Here is a 26096-nt window from a genome sequence, read left to right as displayed (position 1 = left end):
GCCTGGCCGCTGAGGCTTGCAGCCTCAGCTCAGATCGACCGGCACGAAGATCTGTGCGTCGTCGCGCTGGATCAGCAGCGCGATGCTGCTGCCGGCCTGGGCCACCATCTGCTTCAACTGCTCCACCGAGGTCACGGGCCGGCCGTTCACGGCGAGAATCACGTCGCCCGGCTGGATGCCGGCGCTCGCCGCCGCACCGCCCGCCTGCTGCACGAGCAGGCCGTGCGTGAGCGATGTGCCGCTCTTCTCCTGCGGCGTAAGCGGACGCACGGCGACGCCGAGGCGGCCCTGCATCTGCGGCGTGGAATCGTTCGACGCCACCTTCGTGTCGTTCAGCGTGCCGATGGTCACGCTGAGGTTTTTGGTGCCCTTGTCGCGCCACACCTGGATGTCGGCCTTCGTACCCGGCTTGATGCCCGCGATCTGCGAGGGCAGGTCGGCCGAATCGGTCACCGGCGTGCCGTTCACCGAAAGAATCACGTCGCCAGGCTGCAAGCCGGCCTTCGCAGCCGGGCCGCCCGGGTCCACCGAGCTCACCAGCGCGCCCTGCGGCTTTTGCATGCCGAACGAGTTGGCGAGCGTCTGGTTCATCGACTGCACCGACACGCCGAGCCGGCCGCGGCTCACGTGGCCCGTCTTCACGAGGTCGTCCTTGACCTTTATCGCCTCATTGATCGGGATAGCGAACGAAAGGCCCTGGAAGCCGCCCGTCTGCGAATAGATCATCGAGTTGATGCCGATTACTTCGCCCTGCAGATTGAACAGCGGCCCACCGGAGTTACCCGGGTTCACCGGCACGTCGGTCTGGATGAACGGCGTGTAGTTCTCGTTGGGCAGCGAGCGCGACTTCGCGCTGATGATGCCCGAGGTCACCGTGTTGTCGAAGCCGTAGGGCGAGCCGATGGCCACCACCCACTGCCCCACCTTGCTCTGACGCGGATCGCCGATCTTCACGGTGGGCAAGCCCTTCGCATCGATCTTGAGCACCGCCACGTCGGACTGCTTGTCCGCACCGATCACTTTCGCGCGGAACTCGCGCTTGTCGGTGAGCTTGACCGTCACGACGTTCGCGCCGTCCACCACGTGCGCGTTGGTGAGGATGTAGCCGTCGTTGCTGATGATGAAGCCCGAACCGAGGCTCGTGCTGGGCACGTCGGCCTGGTCGCCGCCGTCGCCGCCATCGTCGCCCTGCATGCCGGGCATGTTGCCGTAGAAGTGGCGGAAGAACTGGTAGAACGGGTCGCTCGGGTCGATGGGCAACTGCATGTTGCCGCCGCGCTGCGCGGTATGCCGCACGACGTGCTTGGCGCTGATGTTCACCACCGCCGGCCCGTAGGTTTCCACGAGGCCGGAGAAATCGGGAATGCCGGTTTTCGCGGCGGCTTCGGCCGGCATCAGCGCGGCGGCTTGTGCGGGCGTGATGACCTGAGGCGGCGTCACGTTGCGCTGGCCCGCGACGTAACCCGCCGACAACGCGACGGCGACTGCCACGGCAACGGCACTGCGGGTAAGAATCTTGGCTTTCATTGCAGGGCTCCTGTCGAGAGGAATGCTTTTTGATGCCTCGAAGCGTAAGGGGTGTCGCTTAAAGGAGTCTTAAAGCATTCGCGGGCTGGGAGCCGCTTGCAGACTGGCGCAGACGGCTTTGGCGGCCCGTGCCGTAGGTGCGTCGCGCGGTGACCGCGCCGGCCTGCCGATGGCCCGTCGCCCGTCAGAACCGCACGGTCACGAGCAGGCCACCCGCGGGCGAGTCGCCGAGCATGATCTCAGCATCGTGCTGGCTCGCAATGCGCCGCACGATGGCAAGACCCAGGCCGCTGCCCGATATGTCGGTGCGCGCGCGCGACTCGCCGGCGCCGACGCGATAGAAGCGGTCGAACACGCGGGGCCGTTCCTCCGCGGGAATGCCGGGCCCGCTATCGGCAATACACACGAGAGGATGGCCCTCTGCGAGACGCAGGCTCACGTCCACGCGGCCGCCGGCCGGCGTGTACTTCGTCGCGTTGTCGAGCAGGTTGTTGAACATGACCCGCAGCGCTTCCGCATTGCCGTTGATGGTGGCGGGCACACTGTCTTCGATGCCGAGGTCCACGCCGCGTTGCTGCGCAAGCGGCGCGTAAGCCGCCACGCAGTCGTCGAGCAGACCGTGCAGATCGACTGTGTTGTGCGCCGACGCGCGATTGTCCGGCTCGGAGCGGGCTAACGCGAGCAGTTGTTCCGCGAGCCGGGTGGCACGCATCACGCCTGCCTGCAGATCCGCCAGCGACTCGCGGCGGGTTTCGTCGTCCTTTGCGCGCGCAACCAGTTGCGCCTGGATCTGCACGGCGGCAAGCGGCGTGCGCAGTTCGTGGGCTGCGTCGGCCACGAAAGCGCGTTGCGTATCCAGCGCCTGGGCGAGCCGTTCGAGCAAGGCGTTGAGCGCGCGCACGAGCGGTTGCACTTCGTGCGGCAAGCGCCCTTCGGGCAACGGGTCGAGCGCTTCCGGATGACGCGTATCGAGGGCGCGCGTCACGCGTGCGAGCGGCGCCAGGCCGCGCCCCACCACCGTCCACACCGCGAGGCCCAGAAACGGCAGCAGCACGATAAGCGGCCACAGCGTACGCAGCGCCACGTTCGCGGCGAGCCGGTTGCGCACCGAGATGGGCTGCGCAAGCTGCACCACGTTATCGCCGACGATCGCGCCATACACGCGCCAGTCGCCGCGGTCCGTGCGCTCGGTGGAAAAACCGAGCTCGGCACGCGGCGCAAGCGGCGCGCGCGGATGCGAGTAGTACATGAGCACGCCGTTGCGGTTCCAGATCTGCAGCACGATGCCCTCGTCGCCGGTATCGCGCGAACCGAGAACCTGCGAGAACGGCTCGGACGGCAGCGCGGCCGCAATTTCCTGCAGCTGGTAATCGAACAGCTCGTTGGCTTCGGCGAGCGCCTGGCGATAAATCAGCCAGCCCGCGGCGCCCACCCCGGCCACGACGAGCGCGAGCAGCCAGAACAGCAATTGACGGCGAATCGAATGCATCGACCTGAGGTTTCCGTGGTTTCCGGTGTACGTGGAGAAATGCGCGGACGTGCGCGCCGGTCAGTCCTTCGCGATCATGTAGCCGAGGCCGCGCACGTTGCGGATCAGGTCGGCGCCAAGCTTCTTGCGCAAGGCGTGGATGTACACCTCGACGGTGTTGCTGCCGATCTCTTCGCCCCAGCCGTACATCTTCTCTTCGAGCTGGCTCTTCGAGAGCACGGCGCCAGGGCGCGCGAGCAGCGCCTCGAGCAGCGCGAACTCGCGAGCGGAAAGCGCGACGGGCGCGCCGTCGAGCGTCACCTGGTGTGCGGCCGGATCGAGCGTGAGCCCGCCATGCCGGATGACCGACTCGGACCGCCCGGACTGCCGCCGGATCAGCGCGCGCATCCGCGCACCCAGTTCGTCGAGATCGAAGGGCTTGATCAGATAGTCGTCCGCGCCGGCGTCGAGGCCCTTCACGCGATCGGCCACCGCGTCGCGCGCCGTGACGATCAGCACCGGCAACGCGTGGCCCCGCGCGCGCAGAGTGCGCAGCACGTCGAGCCCGTCGCGCTTCGGCAGGCCCAGATCGAGCAGCAGGAGATCGTAAGGCTCGCCGGACGCGGCTGAAAGCGCGGCCTCGCCGTCCTGCACCCAATCGACCGCGAAGCCCTCGCCGCGCAACGCCTTGCGCACGCCCTCGGCGATCATGCGGTCGTCTTCCACTAGCAATATGCGCATGGTGATCGAGAAGAAACGGTGGCGTCGAGCCGGCACGCGGCGCGCGGCAGGTCTCGACGAATAGTCCCGCATTCTAGCGCCCGCGCCTGACGGTTGCGGCAACGGAAGGCCGCAAGAAGGCGCCGGGCTTTTGACGCAGCGCCGCGGCATGTCTCTACAATGAGCGCTTCGTCCGAATCACCGGACCGCTCGCCTGCCTGCCGCACGCGCCACCGCGCCGGCCAGCCTGGCGGTTCGCCGACTGCCCGATTTCGCCTTCCATGCCGCTCGTCCGCCTTGCCTCGCTCGTCGTCCTGTCCGTGCGCCATCTGCTCCGCCCTCACTCGCCATCACGCGAGCAGACGAGTACCGCACCGAAGCATTCGCGAGCCACACGCAACGCGCACGCAGCCCGCACGGTGGCTGTCACGACGCTGTTCGCCGCGTGTGCGACGGGCGCCGGGTTCCTCGCCGCAACGCCCGCCGACGCGCGTCCCGCAAAGGCGCGGCATCCGTCGGTCAACGTCTCGACGGTGCTGCCGCCCTCGGTCATGGTCGGACTCGAGCGCGCCCGCGTGCCGCTCTCGTCCATCAGCGTCGTGATCGAAAAGGTGGGCAGCCGCACGCCCGTCGTGGCGCTCAACGCGGCCGAACCGATGATGCCCGCCTCCACGATGAAGCTCGTCACGACGTGGTCGGGCCTCTCGATTCTCGGCCCCGACTACCGCTGGCGCACGAGCGCCTACGCGGACGGCGAAACGGACGTGAACGGCGTGCTGCACGGCAGCCTCTACATCCAGGGCACCGGCGACCCGAAGCTCGTGCCGGAAGAATTGATCGACCTCGTGCAGAAGATCCACAAGGCCGGCATCAACGGCATCGACGGCGCGCTTGTGCTCGACAAACGCTTCTTCGATCCTTCCACGCGCGACCTGCCGCCCTTCGACGACGACGCCACCGCGCCCTACAACGTGGGCCCCGATCCGCTGCTCTACGCGTTCAAGTCGCTCTCGTTCACGCTCACGCCGTCGCCGGACGGCTCCGTAGCCGTCGACGTGCTGCCCGCGCTCGCGCAACTTCAGATCGACGACCGTCTGCGTGCCACGCGCGGACCCTGCACGGGCGCCGCGTCGGCGCTCGCGCCGTCCGTGGAGCCCGAGACCAACGGCACCGTGGCCGCCACTTTCGCGGGCGACTATCCGTTGCGCTGCGGCGCGCGCACGATCAACGTCGCGGTGCTGGACCATTCGGCCTTTTTCGCTGGCGGTTTCCTCGCCTTGTGGCGACAGACAGGCGGCACGTTCACAAGGCCCGACGGCGGCACGGGCGCCATCCGTGAAGGCGCCGTGCCCGCGGGTGCGCGGCTCGTCGCCACGCACGAAGGCCCCGTGCTCGCGGACATCGTTCGCGACATCAACAAGTTCAGCAACAACGTGATGGCGCGCAACCTGTTTCTGACGATCGGCGCGGTGACGAACAAGCCGCCCGCCACGCCGGAGAAATCCGCGCGTGCCATCGCGGCCTTCCTGCGGCGCAGCGGCCTCGACATGCCGGACCTCGCAATGCAGAACGGCTCGGGGCTGTCGCGCGACGAGCACATCAGCGCGCTCTCGATGGCCAATCTGCTGCAAGCGGCCAATGCGAGCCCGGTTGCGCAACCGTTCGTCGAATCGCTGCCGGTGGCAGGCGTGGACGGCACCATGCGCCACCGTCTCACGGACCTGCCCGTGGGCGGCAACGCGCATATCAAAACCGGCACGCTGCGCGACGTGCGGGCGATTGCGGGCTACGTAGCCGCCGCGGACGGCGAGACCTACGTCGTGGTCAGCCTGATCAACGATCCGCACTCCGAAGCGGCCCGCGCCGCTCACGACGCGCTGCTCGAATGGGTCTACCAGGGCATGCCGCAGGCCACAACAGTCAACGTGACCGAACACGCGAAGCGCCGCAAGGCACCGGCTCGAACCGTCCCGCGGCGCGGCGCGCATTAGCGCCCGCTCACGCCGGTAACGGGCCCTCTCCAGGCCCGGGCGCACGTGGAAGAATCCCTCTAGCAAAGCCTCGCGCCGGGGGCGTGGGAGCGTGTACCCTGTCGGGCAGCACGCGGCAGCGGAGGTCTTTTCACTGCACTTTCTGCTGCACCTGCCGCGGCGTTTAAAACACCAAACGAATACGAGACCCGGCATGCGCCACCGCCGCGCATGCCCGAGACCAGGAGGGAGACATTCTCATGCGGTTCGATGCCGAATTGCTTCTGCTTGCCATGGCGCCCGTCTTCGTGGGCTGCATCGGCTGGGAAGCCTGGCATCTGTCGCGCGCGCAGCCCGGCAGCGGCATCTACAGCTGGCGCGACACACTCTGCAACGCTGCGCTCGCGCTCATGCACCAGGCAGCCGACAAGGTGGCGTGGCTCTTCGTCATTCCCGTCTACGCGTTCTTCTACGCGCATTTCAGGCTGTTCACGCTACAGCCGGGCTGGGCCTCGTTCGTGCTGCTTTTCGTGGCTCAGGATCTGCTCTACTACGCGTTCCACCGCGCGAGCCATCGCGTGCGATGGCTGTGGGCCGCGCACGTCGTGCATCACTCGTCCGAACGGCTCAACCTCTCCACAGCTTTCCGTCAGAGCCTGATGTACCCGGTCGCGGGCATGTGGGTCTTCTGGATTCCGCTCGCGGTACTCGGCTTTCCTCCGTCGCAGATCGTCGCGATCGTGCTCATCAATCTCGCCTTCCAGTTCTTCGTGCACACGCAGGCCATCGGCAAGCTGGGCTGGCTCGAATACGTCTTCAATACGCCGTCGATCCATCGTGTACATCACGCGCGCAACGACCGCTACATCGACCGTAACTACGCCGGCGTACTCGTGATCTGGGACCGCCTGTTCGGCAGCTACGTAGCCGAAGATCCGGCCGAGCCGCCGGTCTACGGCATCGTCGAACCGCTGCACACGTACAACCCGCTCAAGGCGACGTTCCATGAATGGGCGTCGATGCTCGTCGATGCGGCGCGCATGAAAGGGTGGCGCAATCGCCTCAAGGCCCTGTTCGCGCCGCCCGCCTGGGCGGCACAATGGCATGCGGCGCGCGATGCCGCGCAAGAACAAACAAATGCCACGACAGGCATCGTGAGCAGCGCAGCGGGTTCGGACACGAAAGCCGGCACCGTGCGCAACGCGTGAACGAGGTATCCGGGAACAATCAAGGAGCAATCCTTGAGCAAGCGAGGTTTCTGTAAGCGGGCGCCCGTCGTCGCGGATTCATCCTGGCGGGACGCTGCGTGCACCACTGGCGCAAAGCCAACATACGAGGAGATGTAGTCAACATGAACCACAAGACAATCCAGCCGCAAAAACGGGCCAGCCGTACACGCTTCGCGAAAGCTGCCATCGCCAGTGCCGCGTTCGCACTGCTTGCAGCCTGCGGCGGCGGAGGCGGCAGCAGCAATTCGTCGTCGTCCGGACCGGCGGGCGGCGTCACGCTTCAGGTCGTATCGTTCGGCGATAGCCTCTCGGACGTCGGTACGTATTCGCCCGTGATCGCGCTCGACTTCGGCGGCGGCCGCTTCACGACGAACCCCGGCGAAATCTGGACGCAGAAGGTCGCCGAATACTACGGCGGCACGCTCACGCCGGCCTACCTGGGCGGCTTCGGCCAGCCGCTTCAGGCATCCACCGGCCTCGGCTACGCGCAGGGCGGCTCGCGCGTGACGGACCCGAACGGCATCGGCCATGCACCCGCGGGCCAGCCCGACTACGCACAGGCCACCACCGTGCCGATCGTCACGCAGGTTCAGGAGTACCTCTCCGCGCACACGAGCTTCAATTCGGGGCAGCTCGTACTGCTGAACGGCGGCGCGAACGACATCTTCTACCAGGCCGGCGTCGTCCAAGCCGCCGTAGCCGCTGGCCAGAGCCAGTCCACCGCGGTCCAGCAAGCCGTGACCGCAGTCGGGCTGGCGGCCACGCAATTCGTGCAGAACGTCGTGGCGCCGGTGCTCGCCGCGGGCGCCACGCACGTCGTGGTCTCGAACGTGCCGGACATCGCGCAAACGCCGCAGGGTCTCTCGGGCGGCGCGGCGACCCAGCAAGTCTTCGCCGGCCTCGTGACCGCGTACAACCAGACGCTCGCGGGCACGCTGCAGGCGACGGGCCTGATGAGCAAGGTGATCTTCGTGCAGGCCGACCAGTGGCAGGACGGCATTCAGGCCAACTTTCAGGCCAACGGCTTCACGGTGTCGAACACGGGCACGGCCTGTAACCTCACCGCGATGGCGACCAATGCCGCGAAGTACGGCGTGACCAATCCGCAGGCGTTTGCTTCGTCGCTGTTCTGCTCGCCGCAGACCTACACGGTCGCCGGCGCAGACCAGACGTACATGTACGCGGACACGGTCCACCCGACCACGCACCTGCACGCGCTCTTCGCACAGCAGGTGGAGAAGCAGATCGCGGCATCCGGGCTCGGCAAATAAGTCGACAGATAAGAAGCGCTTCTCGCGAGCAGCAAAAAGGCCCGGCCATTCAGATGGCCGGGCCTTTTTTTGATGGGCGTTTCGTTGAGTCTCTCAGGATGGGTTGCGTCGTGGCTTGAATCGCGGGCTGCGATGCGCGTTATCCGTGTAGCGCCTGTTGCGCCTATTCGCGTCCGTTGCGCTTATTCGCGCGCTTCAAACGCCGCCGCAGCGCGCCCGAGCCGGTCGTTCACGGCGATCCACGCGATGGTGTCGGGCAGTTTCTCGACGAGGATGCGCGCAACGTTGGCGCGATCCAGCGCCCGCAGCAAGCCGTAGAGTTCGCGCGCATAGACGTGCGGGTCTTCGGGCGCCGCCACGAAATGCACGCCTTCTGCCGTCGCCCACGCGCCTGCTCGCGAAGCGCGGGCCACCAGCGCGATACATTCGTCGGCGGGTCGCTTTGCAAGCAGCGCTTCCAGGGCTTCAAACGGCAGCAACACGAGCGGCGTGCGTGGCGCGTAGTGCGCCTTCAGCGTGCCCGAGGCGCGCGGCGCCGTGGCATCGGAACCGTCGGGCAGACGCGGCGCTTCGCCCAGCACGTCGGCAATCTCCTGCGGCGTGACGCGCCCGGGGCGCAGCAGCGCCGGAAAGCCGCGTGAGAGATCGAGGATGGTCGATTCGATACCCACGTCCGACGGACCGCCGTCCAGCACGTAGACGCTGTCGCCGAATTCTTCGCGCACGTGCTGCGCGGTGGTGGGACTCACGTGGCCGAAGCGGTTGGCAGAGGGCGCCGCGACGCCGCCGTGCCCGTGCCTGCGCGCCGAAAAGGCCGTGAGCAGTGCCTGGGCAACCGGATGCGACGGACAACGCAGTCCCACCGAATCCTGGCCGCCGCTCACGGCGGCCGGAATGTGCGCGGCGCGCTTGAGGATCAGCGTAAGCGGGCCGGGCCAGAAGGCATCGATCAACTTCTGCGCCTCTGCAGGCAACGACTCCACCCAGAACGCGGGGTCGCCGCCCGGCGGCAGATGCACGATCACCGGATGATTGGCCGGCCGTCCCTTCGCTGCGTAAATGCGCGCCACGGCCTCGGGGTTCTGCGCGTCCGCGCCGAGGCCGTACACCGTCTCCGTGGGAAACGCGACGAGTTCGCCTGCATCGAGCAACGCCGCAGCGTGTTCGATCGCCTCGCGGCTGACGGTCGGTGCAGCGGCGGGCACAGCGGTAGAAGTGGCGACAGGCTTGTCTCGGTCCGGCATGGCGATGAGGTGCCTCAGCTCGTGGCGATGTGCAGCAGGCGAGCGCAATCGCGCGCCGCGGTGCGCGCTTCGTCGAGCGTGGCCGCAGTGAAGTTCACGTGCCCCATCTTGCGGCCCGGCCGCGCCTCTTCCTTGCCGTACAGATGCAGGCGCGCGGCAGGCATCGCGGCCACCTCGTGCCAGGGCGGCGTGACGGGCGCGCCGGGGCCCTTGCCGGTCTTGCCCGCATCGGGAAACCACACGTCGCCGAGAATGTTGAGCATCACAGCGGGCGAGTGCTGGCGTGTATCGCCGAGCGGCATGCCGGTCATGGCACGCACCTGCTGCTCGAACTGGCTCGTCGCGCAGGCATCCACCGTGTAGTGACCGGAGTTGTGCGGACGCGGCGCCATTTCGTTGGCCACGAGCGAGCCGTCTTCGAGCACGAAGAACTCGACGCACAGCACGCCGACGTAGCCGAGCTTTGCGGCGATATCGAGCGCCGCCTGCTGCGCCTGTTCCACGAGCTGCGGGTTCGCGTCGGGCGCGGGCACGATGGTGTACGAGAGCACGCCGTGCCGGTGCGTATTCTGGGCGAGCGGATAGACGGCGGTGGCGCCGCTTGCGCCGCGCGCGATCAGTGCGGACACTTCGAACTTCAGCGGCAGCCGCTTCTCCAGCACGCACGCCACGCCGCCCAGCGACGCATGCGCTTCGCGCACGTCGTGGGCGCTCGCCACGCTCACCTGGCCCTTGCCGTCGTAGCCAAGCCGCGCCGTCTTCAGAATGCCGGGCAGCACGGCTTCGAGCGCGGCATCGTCGATGGCGGCAAGCGCCTCCGACGACTCGATCACGACGTGCGGCGCCACCGGCACGCCGGCCGCCGCGATAAAACGCTTTTCGGCGATACGGTCCTGCGCCACAGCGACACACCGGCCCGCCGGGCTCACGAACGTGGTGCGAGCGAGGAAGTCGAGGCTTGCGGAAGGCACGTTCTCGAACTCGGTGGAGACCGCCGCGCACAGGCGCGCCAGTTCGGTGAGCGCGGCTTCGTCGTCGTAGGCGGCGCGCAGATGGCGGTCCGCGACGGAGCCCGCCGGGCTGCTTTCGTCGGGATCGAGCACCGCGACGCGGTACCCCATTGCCTGGGCGGCAAAGCAGAACATGCGGCCAAGTTGGCCGCCGCCCACCATGCCGAGCCACGCGCCGGGCAGGATGGGGGAAACGGGTGCGTTGTCTGGATTCATCTCAGTGGTCGGTCACGGCCGGCGGCGCGACGCTCGTGCGCGTGCGCGGCCGGCGGGAAATCAGAGCGCGGGCAATACCATCGCGTGCGCAGCCTGGTTCTGCTTCACGCGGAAGGCCGCGAGTTTGTCCGCGTACTCGGCAGAAGTGACGCTCAGAATCGACACCGCAAAGAGCGCCGCATTGGCCGCGCCCGCCTCGCCGATGGCGAAGGTTGCAACCGGCACGCCCTTGGGCATCTGCACGATCGAGTGGAGCGAATCGACGCCCTTCAGGTACTTGCTCGCCACCGGCACGCCGAGCACCGGCACCGTGGTCTTCGCGGCGAGCATGCCCGGCAGGTGCGCCGCGCCGCCCGCGCCCGCGATGATCGCGGCAAGGCCGCGCGAACGCGCGCTCTCGGCATAGGCGAACATTTCGTCGGGCATGCGGTGGGCGGACACCACCTTCGCTTCGTACGGCACGCCGAACTCCTGCAGGATCGCAACGGCATGCTTCATGACTTCCCAGTCGGAACTCGATCCCATCAGCACGCCGACGATGGGCGCGGCATGCTGGTGGGCGTGCGGGTGGGTCGTCTGGGCTGGCTGGACTTCGCTCATCGTGCTGGCTTCCTCTGGCGCTTCGCGGCGGCTCACGCGAGCTTCTGGCCAGTCAGCCGCTCCAGCGCCTCCTGGTACTTCTGCGACGTCTTTTCGATCACGTCGTCGGGCAGCTTCGGCGCGGGCGGTTCTTTCTTCCAGTTCTGCGTTTCGAGCCAGTCGCGCACGAACTGCTTGTCGAACGAGGGCGGGTTCGTGCCCACCTGGTACTGGTCGGCCGGCCAGAAGCGCGAGGAGTCGGCGGTGAGCGCCTCGTCCATCAGGTAGAGCTTGCCGTGGTTGTCGAGGCCGAACTCGAACTTCGTGTCCGCGATGATGATGCCGCGCGTGGCCGCGTAGTCGGCGGCTTCCTGGTACAACTTGATCGAGATGTCGCGGATGGTGGCCGAAAGCTCGGTGCCGATGCGGCGTTCCATCTCGTCGAACGTGATGTTCTCGTCGTGGTGGCCCATTTCGGCCTTGGCCGCGGGCGTGAAGATGGGCTCGGGCAGTTTCTCGGCGTTACGCAGGCCCGGCGGCAACTGCACGCCGCACACCGAACCGGTGGCCTGATAGTCCTTCCAGCCGCTGCCGGCCAGGTAGCCGCGCACCACGGCTTCCACGAGGATCGGTTCGAGGCGCTTCACGACCACCGCGCGGCCGCGCACCTGCCCGGCTTCGTCCGCGGCGACGACGCTTTCCGGCGCGACGTCCGTGAGGTGGTTCGGCACGACGTGCGCGAGCTTCGCGAACCAGAAGTTGGCCATCTGGTTCAGCACGCGGCCCTTGCCCGGAATCGGCTCGCCCATGATCACGTCGAACGCCGAGAGGCGGTCGGTCGTGACGATCAGCAACTTGTCGTTGCCCACCGCGTAGTTGTCGCGGACCTTGCCGCGGCCAAGCAGCGGCAGCGAGCGGAGCGTGGATTCGTAGAGAGTAGACATCGGGGTAGACATCGTCGTGATTTGCAAAAAGTGGCGCCCGGGAGCTGGCGGAAACGGGGAAAAACCGAGGCTGTTCAAAAGCCAGACGCCGTTCCCACGGTCAGGCGGGAACGGCGGCACGGGTAACAACTGCGCGTGACTGCGGGCCCTGCGGCCAGCCCACGCCAGGCGGCGAACCGTTGGAACGCCCAGCCGGGAAGCTGGACGCCCTGAATCAGGGCGCCGCCAAACGCCGTATTTTACCGGACGACCTGCGCCAGTTCGCCGGCAACATACTTCTGCGCCATCTTTTCGAGCGAAACGGGCTTGATCTTCGCGGCCTGACCTTCGCAGCCGAAGGCCAGATAACGGTCCACGCACACCTTCTTCGCGGCTTCGCGCGCCGGCTTCAGGTAGTCGCGCGGGTCGAACTTCGACGGGTTTTCGGCGAAATAGCGGCGAATCGCGCCGGTGATCGCGAGGCGCAGGTCGGTGTCGATGTTGACCTTGCGCACGCCGTGCTTGATGCCTTCCTGAATCTCTTCCACCGGCACGCCGTAGGTTTCCTTCATGTCGCCGCCGAATTCGCGGATCTCGGCGAGCAGTTCCTGCGGCACCGACGACGAACCGTGCATCACGAGGTGCGTGTTCGGAATGCGCGCGTGAATTTCCTTGATGCGCTGGATCGAGAGGATGTCGCCCGTCGGCTTCTTCGAGAACTTGTAGGCGCCGTGCGAGGTGCCGATCGCGATGGCGAGCGCGTCGCACTGCGTGAGCTTCACGAAGTCGGCGGCCTGCTCGACGTCGGTGAGCAGCTGCTCGCGCGTCATCGTGCCTTCGGCGCCGTGGCCGTCTTCCTTGTCACCCTTCATGGTTTCGAGCGAGCCCAGCACACCCAGCTCCGCTTCCACCGTCACGCCGATCGAGTGCGCCATCTCCACCACCTTGCGCGACACGTCGACGTTGTACTCGTACGTGGCCACCGTCTTGCCGTCGGCCTGCAGCGAGCCGTCCATCATGACGCTCGTGAAGCCGCTGCGGATGGCCGTGAGGCACACCGCGGGCGACTGGCCGTGATCCTGGTGCATCACCACCGGAATGTGCGGATACGCCTCCACGGCCGCTTCGATCAGGTGACGCAGGAACGCTTCGCCCGCGTACTTACGGGCACCGGCGGACGCCTGCATGATGACCGGCGCGCCCACCTGGTCCGCCGCCGCCATGATCGCCTGCACCTGCTCCAGATTGTTGACGTTGAATGCCGGCAGGCCGTAGCCGTTTTCGGCGGCGTGGTCCAGCAACTGACGCATTGATACGAGAGGCATGGTGTTACTCCTTTGATTTGAAACGAATCTGTCGTGCTGCCGGCCGTCTGTCGCGGCCGGTCTGGGCGGGTTTCTCAACCGCCGCGGCGCCGTGTTACACGCTGCCGCTCATCCGAATAAGGGCGATTTTATCGCGAAGCAATCGGCGTTCCGCCTGCCTGGGCACTCTCGCGGGTCCGGAATGTGCGCAGGCTATCGCTTCGGGCGACAGCCGCAGCGCCGGCTGCGCGACGAAGCCGGGCGACGAGCGGTTGGCACGGCCTCTCGCGCGCCGCCTCTTGTCCGCTCGTACCCCGGCTCCGCTACGAACTTAGTACGGCGCACCCACCCGCACGATCTTCAGCGTGTTCGTGCCGCCCGCCTGGCCCATCGGCTCGCCGACCGTGAGCACGACCATGTCGCCGCGCGAAGCGAAACCCTTCGCCACGACGACTTCGAGCGCCTGCTGCAACGCGACATCGCGGTCGTGGCTGGTTTCGAGGTGCAGCGGCGTGACGTTGCGGTACAGCGCCATTGCGCGCTCGCTGCCCACGCGCGACGTGAGACCGAAGATCGGCACATGGGTCCAGTGACGCGACAACCACAGCGCCGTGGACCCCGATTCCGTGAGCGCGACGATCGCCTTCGCGCCCAGGTGGTAAGCAGTGAAGAGCGCGCCCATCGCGATGGACTGGTCGATGCGGGTGAACGTGCGGTCGAGGAAGTCCTTGTCGAGTTCCACGTGCTCGGACTTCTCGGCCTCGACGCAAATGGCGGCCATCGTTTCGATGGTCTGCACCGGATACTTGCCCGCCGCGGATTCGGCCGAGAGCATCACGGCGTCCGTGCCGTCGAGCACGGCGTTCGCCACGTCCGACACTTCCGCGCGCGTGGGCACCGGCGCGTGGATCATCGACTCCATCATCTGCGTGGCCGTGATGACGAGCTTGTTCGACTCGCGCGCCATGCGGATCATGCGCTTTTGCAGCGCGGGCACCGCGGCGTTGCCCACTTCGACTGCGAGGTCGCCGCGCGCCACCATGATGCCGTCCGAGGCGTCCAGGATGCCTTGCAGCGCCGGGATCGCCTCGGCGCGCTCGATCTTCGCGATCATCTTCGGCTTGAGCCCGTACGGCGCGCCCGCGATGTTCGCGAGTTGACGGGCCATCTCCATGTCCGTGGCGTTCTTCGGGAACGACACCGCGATGAAGTCCGCGCCGAGCGACATCGCCGTGCGAATGTCTTCCATGTCTTTCGCCGTGAGCGCGGGCGCCGACAGCCCGCCGCCCTGGCGGTTGATGCCCTTGTTGTTCGACAGGTCGCCACCCACGCGCACCGTCGTGTGAATCTCGCTGCCGATCACGCGCACCACGTCGAGCACGATCAGGCCGTCGTTCAGCAGCAGCACGTCGCCGGGCTTGAGGTCGCGCGTCAGGTCCTTGTAGTCGAGGCCGACGCGCTCGTCGTTGCCAAGCTCGCAGTCTGCGTCGAGCACGAACGCGCTGCCTGGCACCAGCGTGGTCTTGCCCTTCTCGAACTTGCCCACGCGAATCTTCGGCCCTTGCAGGTCGGCCATGATGGCGACTTCGCGACCGGCCTGGCGCGCACACTCGCGCACGAATTCGGCGCGCTGGCGATGGTCGTCGGCCGTGCCGTGCGAGAAGTTAAGGCGCACCACGTCGAGCCCTGCCTGCATCATTTGCAGCAGGATCTCCGGCGTGCTGGAAGCCGGTCCGATGGTGGCGACAATCTTGGTGGCGCGATGCATGAAACTCCTCGTCTGGGTGAGATCACTAGGAAGTGCGCTGAGAGTCGGGCGTGCAGGCAGTGCCGTTGCGGGCACCGCCATGGGTTGCGCGCCGGTTCGGGCCGGCGTCGCTTTGTGTGGTGGTGTTGCGCTTGTTGCTGGCGTTGCCGTGGTGGCTGGCGTTACGGGTTCTGCGAGCGTCTGCGCGGCGCCGCTGGAGGCGGCCGCCGCGCGGGCGGTTTGATCGGTAGAGGCGTTCGTGGATGAAGCTGAAGCGGTGCGCCCGTGAGCGGTTGCCGGGCGTGACGCGCGTGTGCCGGCCGAAGCCGGCTTCGCTGCACGGGCGCGTGAGGCCATCTCAGGCCGCCGCGCGCGATTCGAGCACTTCGACGGCGGGCAGCTTCTTGCCTTCGAGGAACTCGAGGAACGCGCCGCCGCCCGTGGAGATGTAGCTGACCTTGTCGTGGATGCCGTACTTGGCGATGGCCGCGAGCGTATCGCCGCCGCCCGCAATGGAGAACGCCGGCGAATTGGCGATGGCTTGCGCGAGCGTCTTCGTGCCGTTGCCGAACTGGTCGAACTCGAACACGCCGACCGGGCCGTTCCAGACGATCGTGCCGGCCTTCTCCAGCTGCGCAGCGAGCGTTTTCGCCGTTTCCGGTCCGATGTCGAGAATCATGTCGTCGTCGGCAACGTCCGCCACGGCCTTGATCTCGGCCTTCGCCGTGGCCGCGAATTCCTTCGCCGTCACGACGTCCACAGGAATGGGCACCGACGCGCCGCGCGCCTTCGCTGCCTCGATGATCGCCTTCGCTTCTTCGACCAGATCGGCTTCGGCCAGCGACTTGCCGATCTTCAGACCGGCCGCGAGCATGAATGTGTTGGCAATGCCGCCGCCCACGATCAGCTGATCCACCTTTTCGGCGAGCGACTTCAGGATGGTGAGCTTGGTGGAAACCTTCGAGCCCGCCACGATAGCGACGAGCGGGCGCTTCGGCGCGCCGAGCGCCTTGCCGAGAGCGTCCAGTTCCGCCGCAAGCAGCGGGCCGGCGCACGCCACCGGCGCGTATTTCGCGATGCCGTGCGTGGTGGCCTCGGCGCGGTGCGCGGTGCCGAAGGCATCGTTGACGTAGATGTCACAGAGCTTCGCCATCTTCTGGGCGAGCTCGTCCGAATTCTTCTTTTCGCCCTTGTTCACGCGGCAGTTCTCGAGCAGCACCACGTTGCCCCGGGTCACGTTCACGCCGTTCTCCACCCAGTTCGCGACGAGCGGCACGTCGCGGCCCAGCAGTTCGGCAAGTCGCTTCGCCACGGGCGCGAGCGAATCTTCGGGCTTGAACTCGCCTTCCGTGGGACGGCCGAGGTGCGACGTGACCATCACGGCCGCACCGGCGTCAAGCGCGGCGCGGATGGCGGGCACCGAGGCGCGGATGCGCGTGTCTTCGGTGATGTTGCCCGCATCGTCTTGCGGCACGTTGAGATCGGCACGGATGAACACGCGCTTGCCGGACAGCTTGCCTTCGGAGATCAGATCGGAGAGACGCAGTACCTGGTTCATGATTGACAGTGCGTTGATGGTGGGAAGGCGGTGGCGGACGACGTGCAGCCCGGCGGTCGGGCCATTCACGGCTTCGGACGACTTCGGACGGCCTCGCGCAGTTCCGGGCAACCCGGCGCGCCTTGCATGGGGCGCACGATTTCAGGTGCCCTCGCGCAGCCACGAGCCGCCGCACCGGCGTCTCGCTGCATCGGTCCGCAAGAAGGGCATTTTAGCCGATAGCCATGTCGTTCTGAGACCGGCTGCGCCGCATGCCCCCTATTTGGGATCGCCCCGCATGACGCAATGCAGCACATCTTCCGACCCAATCAGAACAGGAGACGCAGCGCAGTGAATGCCAGCATGCCGGTCACGATCGTGCCGAGCATGCTGCGGCGCCACAAGAACCAGGCAAGACCTGCAACCGTGGCGTAAAACTCGTGGTTGGAAAGCGCGAACGAGAGTCCCTCCGACGTTTCCAGCACGTCGGGCAGCACCACGGCGGCCAGCGCCGCAGCCGGCGCATAGCGCAGCGCGCGCTGCGCACGCTCGGGCAGCACCGTGCGCTCGCCGCCCAGCAGGAACAGCGCGCGCGTAATCGCCGTGACAACCGTCATGCCCGCGATGACGAGCCACATCTGCGTTGCGCTCATGACGAACCTCCGGTGCCGTCGTGGATGCGGCGCAGGTCCGCGCGCTCGATCAGCATGTCCGCCGCGGCGCCCGCTGCGAGCGCCGCCAGCACGGCGAGCGGCAGGGCGAGCCGGTACGGCAGGTCGAACGCGATCAGCGCGACGACGCCCGCGATCGTCACGGCAACGAGCGTGGAGCGCGTGGCAATGGCCGACACCATGATCGGAATGAGCGCGAGCGTGCCGGCGAGCGCAAGGCCCCAGTTATCCGGGATGAGGCTCGCGAGCAGAATGCCCGCCACCGACGACACCTGCCACGACAGCCAGCTCGCGCCGGCCATGCCCCAGAAGTACGCCTCCTTGCCCGGCACGTAGCCGTGCTGGAAGCTCTTTTTCTGGAACAGCAGGAAAATCACGTCGCCGTTGAAATAGCCGATCAACAGACGCCGCCACAGCGGCAAATACGAGAAATGCGGCGCAAGGCCGGCGCTGAAGATCACGAATCGCGTATTGACCATGGCGGCCGTGAGCAGCACGGTCCAGATGGGCAGCTTCGCGGCGAGCAGCGGCAGCACGGCCAGCTGCGACGAGCCCGCATAGACGAGCAGCGACATGCCGAGCGCCTGTGGAATCGTCATGACCGACTTGCTCATCGCGATGCCCGTGACGAGGCCCCACGAGAAGATCGCCATCAGCGTGGGCGAATAGGCGCGCAAGCCTTCCTTGAAGGCACGGCGATCGACTTCGGTGAAACGGGCGCAGGACATGAGGAAGCGGGAGCGGAGCAAGCGCCGCGCGAGGCAGCGCAAGGTGCACGCGCGGCAGCCGTTCTGAGGGCGCCGTGTCTTGCAGCGCCCGTCCGCGCGTCGGAATTTGTCTTATGTGGACGCAGAATTATAGCGTCGGCAGCGGGCGAAATGCCCGTTCTTTGGGCAAAAGACGCTAAAATGGCGGTCTTCGCCGCTCGCCGGATTCACGTGTCACGCTGTCGCGCCGCGCCTCGCCCGTTCGCACGGGGCCGCTTGAGGTGCGCCCGCCGTGCCTTCCGCGCAAGGCGGCTTTCCCGCAGGACACATCCGTAACCGCACCGCCTGGAGAATCGTATGTCAATGGCCGACCGCGACGGCAAGATCTGGATGGATGGCAAGCTGATCGAATGGCGCGACGCCACCATCCACGTGCTCACCCACACCCTGCACTACGGCATGGGCGTATTCGAGGGCGTGCGCGCCTACAAGACGGCCGACGGCAGCACCGCGATCTTCCGCCTGAAAGAGCACACGAAGCGCCTGCTGAACTCGGCGAAGATTTTCCAGATGGACGTGCCGTTCGACCACGAGACGCTCGCGGCCGCGCAATGCGAAGTGGTGCGCGAGAACAAGCTGGAATCGTGCTACCTGCGCCCCATCATCTGGGTCGGCTCGGAAAAGCTCGGCGTCTCGGCCAAGGGCAACACCATCCACGTCGCCATCGCGGCCTGGCCGTGGGGTGCCTACCTCGGCGAAGACGGCATCAGGAAGGGTATCCGCGTGAAGACGTCGTCGTTCACGCGCCATCACGTGAACATCTCGATGGTTCGCGCGAAGGCGTCGGGCTGGTACGTGAACTCGATTCTCGCCAACCAGGAAGCCACCGCCGACGGCTATGACGAAGCGCTGCTGCTCGACGTGGACGGCTACGTCTCCGAAGGCTCGGGCGAAAACTTCTTCCTCGTGAACAACGGCAAGCTCTACACGCCGGACCTTTCGTCGTGCCTCGACGGCATCACGCGCGACACGGTGATCCGCTTCGCGAAAGACGCCGGCATCGAGGTCATCGAGAAGCGCATCACGCGCGACGAGGTGTACATCGCCGACGAAGCCTTCTTCACGGGCACGGCCGCCGAAGTCACGCCGATCCGTGAACTCGACAACCGCACGATCGGCAGCGGCTCGCGCGGACCGATCACGGAAAAGCTCCAGTCGATGTTCTTCGACGTCGTCTCGGGCAAGAACGCCCAATACGCAGACTGGCTCACGAAAATCTGACGCAGGTTCACAGCGGCGCCGCGCGCCTGCAACGCGCCGCCGGCTGTGACCTGGCTACAGCAACAACGAGAAACGTCCCCATGAGTGAAATCAAGGAAATGCCGCTGGTCGAACTGTCGGCAAAAGATCTTCCGGCGTACTGCCCGAATCCGTCGATGCCGCGCTGGAGCACGCATCCGCGCGTCTTCATCGACGTGACCCACGGCGAGGCGCGCTGCCCCTACTGCGGCACGCGCTACAAGCTGCGTGACGGCGAGGTCGTGAAGGGCCATTGAGGGGCCACCGAGGGGCCACTGAGCGCCCGCGAGGGCTCCACCGGGCGCTTGCTCTGGGGCCACTACTCGCCGGGCGCGCTGAGGCGCCCCGCCGGACGCACGGCCCGCGCTGCTACACCGCGGGCTTCGCGCGAGGGTCGTACGGGACTCGTACTGCCCACGGCCCGCACCCGCGTCCTTCCCACTACCCACGCGCCGCACCCTCCAGTGCGGCGCGTTTGCTCATTTCCGGATACTTCTACTGATGCGCCGCGCGCTCGTTATCGCACCGAACTGGATTGGCGACGCACTCATGGCGCAGCCGCTTCTCTCGCGGCTCGTGAAACTGCATCCGCGCCTCCAGATCGATGCCGTCGCGCCCACCTGGGTTGCGCCCGTGCTCGAACGCATGCCCGAGATTCGCGACGTCTACGCCACCGACCTCGCCCACGGCAAGCTGCAGATGCTGCGCCGCTGGCAACTGGCGAGCGACCTGCGCGATGTGGGCTACGACGCCGCTTACGTCCTGCCCAACTCGTTCAAGTCGGCGCTCGTGCCGTGGCTCGCGCACGTTCCGCTGCGCATCGGCTACACGGGCGAGAGCCGCTACGGGCTGCTCAACGTGCGCCACGCGAATCCGCGCAAGGACGAGCGTCCGCCCATGGCCGCCCACTACGCCGCGCTCGCCTACGCGCCCGGCGCGAAGATACCCGACGACCTGCCCATGCCGCGGCTCGAATCGGACCTGAACGAGGCCTCGCGCGTCTCGGCTCGCTTCAATCTGGACACGCGCGTGCCGCTCGTCGTGTTCTGCCCCGGCGCCGAATACGGCCCCGCCAAACGCTGGCCGCCCGAGCACTTCGCGGCGCTCGCGCAGATCATCGCCCGCTCATTTCCGTACACGCAGATCGTCGCGCTCGGCTCGCCGAAAGACGCCCCGCTCGCTCAGGCCATTGCCGACGAGGCGCCGAACGTGCGCAACCTGTGCGGCCAGACCGCGCTCGGCGAGGCGTGCGCGCTGATTTCGCGCGCGAGCGCCGTGGTGACCAACGACTCGGGCCTGATGCACGTGGCCGCGGCGCTGCGCCGCCCGCTCGTCGCGGTGTACGGGTCTACCGATCCGCGCCACACCCCGCCCCTCTCGGAGCTCGCGAAGGTACAATGGCTCCATCTCGAATGTAGCCCCTGTTTTCAGCGCGAATGTCCGCTCGGCCACCTGAACTGCCTGCGTCAGCTCAGCGCCGAACAGGTGTTCAGCGACCTGCGCGGCATGCTGCTCGCGCAACGCTAGCGGCGAGCAGCCGCAATGGGGACCGGGCCGCGGCGCGGCCGTGTCCCGAGGCAATTACCGGCCGTCGTGCCAGCGTCATGTTCGCGTCTCGCAGCGCTGGCATGCTCGCGGCTGGCCCGCTGACCGCCGCCCGCAACCCACGCGCCCTCTGCGCATACGAACGACGAGCCATGCCACGTTTTGCCCACATCTTCGAAGCTGCTGCCGATACCCTCAACGCCTGGTACCAGGCCGTCGCGGAAGTCAACATCGACAGCCTGATGGGCATGTGGATCGATGAAGAGTTCGTGAGCTACATCTGCGCGGACGGCTCGCATCTGCACGGGCTCGACGCCATCCGCACGGGCCTCGCGGCGCAGCTGGGAGCCCAGCCAGTTTCCATCGAACCGCTCGACGTGCGCGTCTACGACAGCCTCGGCACCGTGGTCTACGCAATTGCGGAAGCCCACCGGCCAGCCGATCCGGTCGCCACGCCGCAAATGGTCTTCACGACCTACGTGATGGTTCACGAGCGCGGCGAATGGCGCATGGCGCACATCCACGCGAGCCGCATGCCCGACGACGCCGCGAGCCAGTTCGCCGCAAAAATGCGCCACGGCCAGGGCGCGTTGCACTGAGCGCCCCGAGGCGTCACTGAGCGGCGACGCTCGCGTTCGCCCACGGCGCCGCCGCCAGCACCATGAGCACCATGCGCGATCCCGCTTCCGCTCCCACGAATTCATCCAACCCGACGTTACGCGCCGACGGGATCGAGCCGTCTCTCGCGCAAGACACCGCCGCAAGCGGCTATCGCGCGCCTTTCTGGCTGCCGGGCGGCCATGCTCAAACCATCGTTCCCGCGTTGTTCGCGCGGCTGCCCGTCGTCACGTACCGGCGCGAGCGCTGGGACACGCCAGACGGCGACTTCATCGAACTCGACTGGCTCGACCACGGGAGTGCCGCGCCCATTGCGGCGGACGCCCCGCTCCTCGTGCTGTTCCACGGTCTGGAGGGCAGCTCCGCCTCGCATTACGCGCGTGCCATGGCGGCCGCCGCACGCGAGCGCGGCTGGCGTGCTGTGGTGCCCCACTTCCGTAGCTGCAGCGGGCCGCTGAACCTGATGCCGCGCTTCTATCACCTCGCCGATTCGAGCGAGGTCGACTGGGTGCTGCGGCGTCTGCGTCGGCAGCATCGCGGGCCGCTCGTGGCCGCGGGCGTCTCGCTGGGCGGCAACGTGCTGCTGCACTGGCTCGGTCAACGGCGCGAAGACGCATCCATCGTGACCGCTGCCGCCGCGATCTCCGCGCCGCTGGACGTACATGCCGGCGGCAAGATGCTGGCCGAAGGCTTCGGCATGATCTATACGCGCAGCTTCCTGAAAACGCTCAAGGTGAAGGCGCAGCAAAAACTCACGCAGTATCCGGGGCTCTTCGACGGCTACGCCATGCTCAGCGCGCGCAACATGTACGAGTTCGACGACGTGGTCACCGCGCCGCTACACGGCTTTCGCAACGCCGACGACTACTGGACGCGCGCCACGGTACGTCCCTTGCTCGGCGAGATCAAAGTGCCGACGCTCGTGCTCAACGCACGCAACGACCCGTTCCTGCCCGGCACCGCGTTGCCCGCGCAGAACGACGTGGCCGCGTCGGTCCGGCTCGAACAGCCCTTGCACGGCGGCCACGTCGGCTTCATGACCGGCCCGTTTCCGGGCCGCTACGGCTGGCTCGCGACGCACGTGCTGAGCTATCTCGAATCGTTTGTCGATCATGGATGACATCGTCAAGCAGGCGCTCGCGCGCTGGCCCAATGTCCCGCATTGCACGGGGTGGCTGCTGCTCGACGCGCGCGGCCAATGGCGCATGCGCGACGAGGCCGCCCAGGCCCAGGGCGCGGCCGGCGACCCGATCCGCCACACGGCGCTGCTGGGCTTCATCAACCGCAACTACGCGTGCGACGAGAAGGGCCAGTGGTTCTTCCAGAACGGGCCGCAGCGCGTCTACGTCGAACTCGGCTATACGCCGTGGGTGGTGCGGCTTCACTGCGGCGCGGACGGCAAGCTCATGCTCGCCGATCAGACGGGCTCGGCCTTCGAGCCCGCAACGGCGTTCATCGACGACACGGGCGGCGTGCTGTTTTCGGATGCATCCCAGCCGCCGAAGGTGGCCGTGCTCCACGATCACGATCTGGAGCTGTTCTCCACGCACGCCACCTTGGCCGATGACGGCGCGAGCGGCACGTTCCACTGGCGTGCCGACCAGGCGCTCACGCTGCGTCCGATCCGCCGCGACGAGGTGGCTGCGCGGTTCGGGTTCGTTGCGAGTCCGGCGGATGCTGAAAAGCGGGAGCGGAGTTAGCAGGAGGCCGCGCGGACAGTGGCCGGGATAACGGTCGTGCGCGTCAGCCTCGCGAACCGGGCCGCGCGGCCGTAGCAGGTTTGGCGGCTCGGGCCGGCCCGGTGAATCGCTGGAGTCGCGAAGCCGCCAATTCGCCCGCGCGCGTCAACCGTTCTTCTTCTCGTCCTCGCGCTCTTCCTTGTAGCGCTGCTCGAAGTCGTGCAAGCGGGCGTCGATGGTCGCGAGATCGTAGTACCCCACCGACTTCAGATCGCGTGCCTCCTTCAACTGGCGGATGGCCGAAGGCCAGGCGCCTTCCAGCGCGAACTTCTCGGCGAGCGCGCGATGCTGCGTGAGCGCATCGCCCGTTCCCACGCTCGCCTGCGCCAGGTAGAACCACCACGCGGACTGCTGCGGCTCCGCTTTCGTTTCGTTTGCCGCAAGTTCCTGGGCGTCGGCGAAACGGTGCGCCGCGAGCAGCGCCTTGAGCCGCGCGTCTACGGCTGCATGCGACGCCGGCCAGGCGCGTTGCGCGGCGGCCGCGAGCTTCAACGCTTCATCGTTATGGCCGGCATGGCTCGCAATTTCGACGGCGAGCACGTCGAGGCTCGGCGAGCTGCGCGTGCTGTCGCCCTCATGCACTTCGAACGTCGTGAATGCCTTGCGCGCATTCGCAAGCGACGCGGCGGCGGCATCGTACTGCTCCAGTTGCAGTTGCGCGTAGGCCATGCCGTACCAGTTCGACGCCACGTTGATGGCCGTGCGGTCTTCGATCTCGGAGCGCAAACGCGCGATCGCGTCGGCGTAGTCGCTGCGCGAGCGGTCCTGCATGACGCGCACGCGCGCCCTCACGAACCCGTACTCCGCCGACTGCCGCGGCTGCCGATACGGCGACCGGCGTGCGCGGTCCTCCATGTCGGCGATGCGCTCCACGGTGAGCGGATGCGTGCGGGCGTAAGCCGGCACGCCCGTATCGCCCATCGCCGAGCGATCGAGCCGCTCGAAGAAGGTCACCATGCCGTAGGGATCGTAGCCGGCGCCCGTGAGCAGGCGAAAACCGACGCGGTCCGCTTCGCGCTCCGCGGAACGCGAAAAGCGCAGCTGATTGTCGACCGCATACGCCTGGCCGCCCAGCACGATTGCACTGCCCAGATCGCCGCTGCGCGCGAGCACACCCGCAAGCACGCCGAACAGGGTCGCCGCGAGCGCCGCGTAGCCGCTGCGCTCGTTGGCGGCGAGCATGCGGGCGATGTGCCGCTGCAGCACGTGGCCCATCTCGTGCCCGATCACGGACGCCAGTTCGGACTCCGTCTGCGTCGACGCAATGAGCCCGGTGTTCACGCCGATAAAGCCGCCGGGCATGGAAAACGCGTTGATCTGGCCGTCGCGCACGGCGAAGACTTCGAAGTCCGGCCGGTAGCCGCCGATGAACTGGTCGCTTGCGGCCGAGGCGAGCTTCGTCGCAATGGCGTTCAGGTAATCGGTGACGAGCCAGTCGTCGACGTAGTCGGGGTCGCGCCGAATCTCGCGCATGACGCGCTCGCCGAGCTTTCGTTCGGCCTCGGGAGAAAGCGAGCCCCCGGAGCCGTCGCCGAGGTCCGGCAGTTGCTGGTACCAGGTCGGCGCGCGCAGACTGGCGTTGGCGCCCGGCCGGCCGGACAGCCGCGCCTGCGCGCCACCGTAGGTGCCGAATACGCCCTGGGCGATGTCGGGCGGCAGGAGCGGTTCGGCGTAGCTGGCGGACAACGCGCTTTCGAGCGGCGCTTCGCTGGAGACAGCCGCTTCGCGAGGAAGAGTCTTGCCGAAAGTGAGGTTGCCTGGTGCGACTGGGCGCGTGGTGGCGTTGGTGCCGATGGGCGCTGGGGCGCGGGCGGTCGCTGCGGCGTCGGGGGCGTCGGTGGTAGTTGCAGCGGCGCTGGTGGTGGCGGACGCGCCGGCTCCTGCTGTCGCGGTGCCGGACCCGATGCCACCGCTGGTCGACTGCACCGCCGCGCGAGGTGCAACGACGGGCTGGGCTTGCGCGAACATGCCCGGCGGCACCGCGAGGGCAGCGCACAACCATACAGCAAGGAGCCTGTCTGGACGCATTGGCAGTGTTCGATGAAACCGGCCGGGCGCCTCACCACGCACGACGATGCGGCATGAAACCCCAGTGCGCTTTTCGCGAGCTTGTCCGCTCGCAGAGGCCGGCTTGAAGGTGTTCGGAAAGCACGGCTATTGTAGCCGCTGGTAGCCGCTGGACCATGCCCCGATGGCACCGTGGCACACCGTCGGAAACGCCGGGCGCTGCTATGATAGGCGCCCTTTCAAGGAGCCAGACGATGTCCGAACTCACCCATTTCGACGACTCCGGCAAAGCGCATATGGTGGACGTGGGCGCCAAGGCGGAAACCAAACGCATCGCCGTGGCGCGCGGCTCGATCCGCATGCTGCCCGAGACGTTCGCGCTGATCCGCGACGGCGGCGCGAAAAAGGGCGACGTGATCGGCGTGGCCCGTATCGCGGCGATCCAGGGCGCGAAGCGCACCGCGGACCTGATCCCGCTGTGCCACCCGCTCGCGCTCACGCGCGTGGCGGTGGACTTCGCACTCGACGAAACGCTACCCGGCGTGCATTGCACGGCGCAGGTCGAGACGTTCGGGCGCACCGGCGTGGAAATGGAGGCGCTCACGGCCGTGCAGGTCGGTCTGCTGACCGTCTACGACATGTGCAAAGCCGTCGATCGCGGAATGACCATCACCGATGTGAAGGTGATGGAGAAGCATGGGGGGAAGTCGGGGGATTGGGTGGCGGCTTAACCGTAGCCCGAGGCACACGCTTATGCAGCCTCAG

Annotated in this window: 23 protein-coding genes; 10 read left to right on the top strand and 13 right to left on the bottom strand. The window is 67.2% G+C overall.

Annotated elements, in window-relative coordinates:
• Positions 1-24 precede the first annotated feature (24 nt).
• From P2869_RS02225 to P2869_RS02215, 3 genes are all read right to left on the bottom strand, one after another.
• Entirely contained in the window at positions 25-1527 is a 1503-nt protein-coding gene (locus P2869_RS02225; RefSeq protein ID WP_017772825.1) for a DegQ family serine endoprotease, read from the bottom strand.
• A 184-nt stretch (positions 1528-1711) separates the two neighbouring features.
• Complete coding sequence (locus tag P2869_RS02220; protein ID WP_017772824.1) at positions 1712-3016, bottom strand: ATP-binding protein; 1305 nt, start codon at positions 3014-3016, stop codon at positions 1712-1714.
• Between the two features lie 60 nt (positions 3017-3076).
• Entirely contained in the window at positions 3077-3736 is a 660-nt protein-coding gene (locus P2869_RS02215) for a response regulator (RefSeq protein WP_042299729.1), read from the bottom strand.
• Between the two features lie 260 nt (positions 3737-3996).
• Between P2869_RS02215 and dacB the strand changes: the two genes are divergently transcribed.
• The 3 genes from dacB (at position 3997) to P2869_RS02200 (ending at position 8185) form a co-directional block, all read left to right on the top strand.
• Positions 3997-5706: a D-alanyl-D-alanine carboxypeptidase/D-alanyl-D-alanine-endopeptidase gene (gene dacB, locus P2869_RS02210; protein WP_277597337.1), complete on the top strand. Its 1710-nt coding sequence runs from the start codon at positions 3997-3999 to the stop codon at positions 5704-5706.
• A gap of 239 nt (positions 5707-5945) precedes the next feature.
• Positions 5946-6893 carry a sterol desaturase family protein gene (locus P2869_RS02205; RefSeq protein ID WP_277597336.1) on the top strand — a complete coding sequence of 316 codons (948 nt, stop codon included), beginning with the start codon at positions 5946-5948 and terminating at the stop codon, positions 6891-6893.
• 143 nt (positions 6894-7036) lie between these two features.
• On the top strand, positions 7037-8185 hold the full coding sequence (locus tag P2869_RS02200; RefSeq protein WP_277597335.1) for an SGNH/GDSL hydrolase family protein: 1149 nt from the start codon (positions 7037-7039) through the stop codon (positions 8183-8185).
• A 182-nt stretch (positions 8186-8367) separates the two neighbouring features.
• Here the strand turns inward: P2869_RS02200 and P2869_RS02195 are convergent, their stop codons facing one another.
• From P2869_RS02195 to P2869_RS02155, 9 genes are all read right to left on the bottom strand, one after another.
• Positions 8368-9429, bottom strand: a complete 1062-nt coding sequence (locus P2869_RS02195) for an L-threonylcarbamoyladenylate synthase (protein WP_277597334.1) — start codon at positions 9427-9429, stop codon at positions 8368-8370.
• Positions 9430-9443: 14 nt separating this feature from the next.
• On the bottom strand, positions 9444-10655 hold the full coding sequence (locus tag P2869_RS02190) for a 5-(carboxyamino)imidazole ribonucleotide synthase (protein WP_277597333.1): 1212 nt from the start codon (positions 10653-10655) through the stop codon (positions 9444-9446).
• Between the two features lie 60 nt (positions 10656-10715).
• Entirely contained in the window at positions 10716-11255 is a 540-nt protein-coding gene (gene purE / locus P2869_RS02185) for a 5-(carboxyamino)imidazole ribonucleotide mutase (RefSeq protein ID WP_026121041.1), read from the bottom strand.
• A gap of 32 nt (positions 11256-11287) precedes the next feature.
• On the bottom strand, positions 11288-12178 hold the full coding sequence (locus P2869_RS02180; protein WP_277597332.1) for a phosphoribosylaminoimidazolesuccinocarboxamide synthase: 891 nt from the start codon (positions 12176-12178) through the stop codon (positions 11288-11290).
• Between the two features lie 239 nt (positions 12179-12417).
• Positions 12418-13482, bottom strand: coding sequence for a class II fructose-bisphosphate aldolase (gene fba, locus P2869_RS02175; protein ID WP_026121040.1), 1065 nt, complete (start codon positions 13480-13482; stop codon positions 12418-12420).
• A gap of 310 nt (positions 13483-13792) precedes the next feature.
• Entirely contained in the window at positions 13793-15229 is a 1437-nt protein-coding gene (gene pyk / locus P2869_RS02170) for a pyruvate kinase (RefSeq protein WP_017772813.1), read from the bottom strand.
• A 337-nt stretch (positions 15230-15566) separates the two neighbouring features.
• Complete coding sequence (locus P2869_RS02165) at positions 15567-16766, bottom strand: phosphoglycerate kinase (RefSeq protein WP_277597331.1); 1200 nt, start codon at positions 16764-16766, stop codon at positions 15567-15569.
• A 308-nt stretch (positions 16767-17074) separates the two neighbouring features.
• The gene (locus tag P2869_RS02160) at positions 17075-17398 is read right to left on the bottom strand and encodes an AzlD domain-containing protein (protein ID WP_017772811.1); all 324 of its coding nucleotides are present in this window, start codon (positions 17396-17398) and stop codon (positions 17075-17077) included.
• Positions 17395-18144, bottom strand: a complete 750-nt coding sequence (locus P2869_RS02155; protein ID WP_017772810.1) for an AzlC family ABC transporter permease — start codon at positions 18142-18144, stop codon at positions 17395-17397. The genes P2869_RS02160 and P2869_RS02155 overlap by 4 nt, the downstream gene beginning before the upstream one ends.
• A gap of 336 nt (positions 18145-18480) precedes the next feature.
• On the opposite strand from P2869_RS02155, the gene P2869_RS02150 reads away from it, so the two are divergent.
• The 6 genes from P2869_RS02150 to P2869_RS02125 all read left to right on the top strand — a co-directional run bounded on the left by P2869_RS02150 (position 18481) and on the right by P2869_RS02125 (position 23285).
• Positions 18481-19404: a branched-chain amino acid transaminase gene (locus P2869_RS02150; protein ID WP_114809197.1), complete on the top strand. Its 924-nt coding sequence runs from the start codon at positions 18481-18483 to the stop codon at positions 19402-19404.
• Between the two features lie 80 nt (positions 19405-19484).
• Positions 19485-19679, top strand: a complete 195-nt coding sequence (locus P2869_RS02145) for a zinc-finger domain-containing protein (RefSeq protein ID WP_017772808.1) — start codon at positions 19485-19487, stop codon at positions 19677-19679.
• 244 nt (positions 19680-19923) lie between these two features.
• Complete coding sequence (gene waaF / locus P2869_RS02140) at positions 19924-20949, top strand: lipopolysaccharide heptosyltransferase II (RefSeq protein ID WP_017772807.1); 1026 nt, start codon at positions 19924-19926, stop codon at positions 20947-20949.
• 170 nt (positions 20950-21119) lie between these two features.
• Positions 21120-21566: a nuclear transport factor 2 family protein gene (locus P2869_RS02135; RefSeq protein ID WP_017772806.1), complete on the top strand. Its 447-nt coding sequence runs from the start codon at positions 21120-21122 to the stop codon at positions 21564-21566.
• A 62-nt stretch (positions 21567-21628) separates the two neighbouring features.
• Positions 21629-22705, top strand: coding sequence for an alpha/beta fold hydrolase (locus P2869_RS02130; RefSeq protein WP_277597330.1), 1077 nt, complete (start codon positions 21629-21631; stop codon positions 22703-22705).
• Positions 22698-23285, top strand: a complete 588-nt coding sequence (locus P2869_RS02125; RefSeq protein ID WP_199541681.1) for a DUF2946 family protein — start codon at positions 22698-22700, stop codon at positions 23283-23285. Before P2869_RS02130 ends, P2869_RS02125 begins: the two co-directional genes overlap by 8 nt.
• A gap of 144 nt (positions 23286-23429) precedes the next feature.
• Here the strand turns inward: P2869_RS02125 and P2869_RS02120 are convergent, their stop codons facing one another.
• A complete protein-coding gene (locus P2869_RS02120; protein ID WP_277597329.1) occupies positions 23430-25292 on the bottom strand; it encodes a M48 family metalloprotease in 1863 nt (620 codons plus the stop codon).
• 293 nt (positions 25293-25585) lie between these two features.
• Between P2869_RS02120 and moaC the strand changes: the two genes are divergently transcribed.
• Complete coding sequence (gene moaC, locus P2869_RS02115) at positions 25586-26062, top strand: cyclic pyranopterin monophosphate synthase MoaC (RefSeq protein WP_114809202.1); 477 nt, start codon at positions 25586-25588, stop codon at positions 26060-26062.
• Positions 26063-26096 lie beyond the last annotated feature (34 nt).

This window comes from Paraburkholderia sp. SUR17, from assembly GCF_029536165.1.
In the GTDB taxonomy this organism is placed as follows: domain Bacteria; phylum Pseudomonadota; class Gammaproteobacteria; order Burkholderiales; family Burkholderiaceae; genus Paraburkholderia; species Paraburkholderia kururiensis.
The sequence above is the reverse complement of the archived record's forward strand: the minus strand, read 5'-3'. Positions and strand labels throughout refer to the sequence as shown.